The sequence below is a fragment of the Faecalibacillus sp. TM498 genome (genome assembly GCF_020589955.1).
GTDB lineage: Bacteria > Bacillota_I > Bacilli_A > Erysipelotrichales > Coprobacillaceae > Faecalibacillus > Faecalibacillus intestinalis.
In genome coordinates this window covers 1-1,798 of sequence record NZ_JAJDKB010000109.1, presented here as the reverse complement: position 1 = coordinate 1,798, position 1,798 = coordinate 1, and the positions used below count along the sequence as shown (strand labels likewise).

Below are 1,798 nucleotides of genomic sequence, written 5' to 3'. Positions count from 1 at the left end.
GGGGCTGTAAAGAAACCTAATCTTTTGGATTAGGCATTCTTTATAGCTTTTTTTATTTTAACGCAAAAAGTAGCTCGAGGAATCGAACCTGAAGCTACTTTTTTGGTAATATATTACTGTTCACATAATAAATTACATATGTATTCTATCACACGTAATGTATTTTTTATACCTTCCTACGCTATTGGAGCGAAGGAAATGGAAAAAATAGATAAATTATTTAATATCTTTAAGAAATCTGGAGTATTTGATTTAATAGATGATGTTTATTCAAAAGAATATCACAAAGGTGGCAGACCTTTAATTGACAGACACAAGCTAATAGTTTTAATTGCTTATGCGTATGCATTTAGACATACCTCATTGAGAGATATGGAAACTTTTTGTAAATTTGATCTAAGAGCTATAAATATTATGGATGGCGCTATCCCTTCGCATACTTCTATTGGTAAATTCTATAATGAGTTTATTGTTCCAAATCGTGATAGTCTATTCAGTAAGATAACTGATGCTATTAGAGATGAATGTAATATAGATTTTAATACAGCTTTTTTAGATGGCAGTAAGTTTGAAGCTGATGCAAATAAGTATAAGTTTGTTTGGAAGCCAACAAAATACCATCAAAAGTTGAGTGATAAAATAAGGATTATATTATCAAAATATGAATTGAGTAGAAATGTTCCTGAAACTGGAATCATACCGGCTACTACTATTGCAGACAAAATCACAAAATTTAATAATTTGATTTCAAACATAGATATATCTGATAAATCAAATAAGGAAATATTTAAGGATTATGAATTTTTAAAATCTGCTTTGATAAAATCACTAGAATATGAAGAAAAGGAGAAAATATGTGGACCAGATAGAAATTCATACTACAAAACAGATCATGATGCTACTGCTATGTGTTTGAAAAGAGACTATTATTCTGGATTGGGAACGAATACACATGCTGCATACAATACACAAATTATCGTTTGTAAAGGGCTGATTGCTACATATTATGTTTCTCAATCAAGATCCGATTTGAAAGATTTGATACCTGCTTTAGATAAATTTTATGAATCCTACAGTATTTATCCAAAATATCTATGTGCTGATTCAGGATATGGTTCATTAAATAATTATCGGTACTTACATGACCATAACATTGGAGACTATGTCAAATATTTTTCTTGGGAAGGAAATATAAGCGGAAGAAATCCATCACAATATGTATTGATAAATGAAACAGCTATTAGATGCTTAAATGGCAATATCGGTCATATTGTAAAATTAGATAATAGGCATCCAAAAAAATCAAATTCAACATTCTTTAGAATAGACGGATGCAATTCCTGTGATTTTAAAGATTACTGTAAGAGATGGATGAACAAAAAGGAAGAAAATTTTAAAATATTTGAAGTTGTAATAGAACTTCAAAAATATATAAACCAATCAGAAGAAAATTTATTATCTCCTAAAGGAATCGAATTGAGAGTAAATCGAAGTATCCAAGTAGAAGGAACATTTGGAATGATAAAACAAGATATGCCCTTTGATAGATTTACAAGGACAAGTCTGGATAAGGTATCGACGGAATTTATGATGGTTTGTCTAGGTTTGAATATTAGAAAACTATTTAAATTTTATGATGCAAAATCAAAAAATAAATTTTGGATTGCACCTAATGATTTACAACCAGAAACAAAGAAAAAACCAAGTGCTAAAAGATTATCGAATAAAGTAAATAGAAAAAAGCTAAAAAAAGAGGCTGATGAACCTAATCCAAAAGGTTAGGTTTCTTTACAGCCCC

The 1,798-nt window shown here is 29.4% G+C and carries 1 protein-coding gene; it reads left to right on the top strand.

The genetic code is table 11. The features are described from left to right. Window positions 1-198: 198 nt before the first annotated feature. Entirely contained in the window at window positions 199-1,782 is a 1,584-nt protein-coding gene (locus LJD32_RS14815; protein WP_227392804.1) for a transposase, read from the top strand. Window positions 1,783-1,798: the final 16 nt, after the last annotated feature.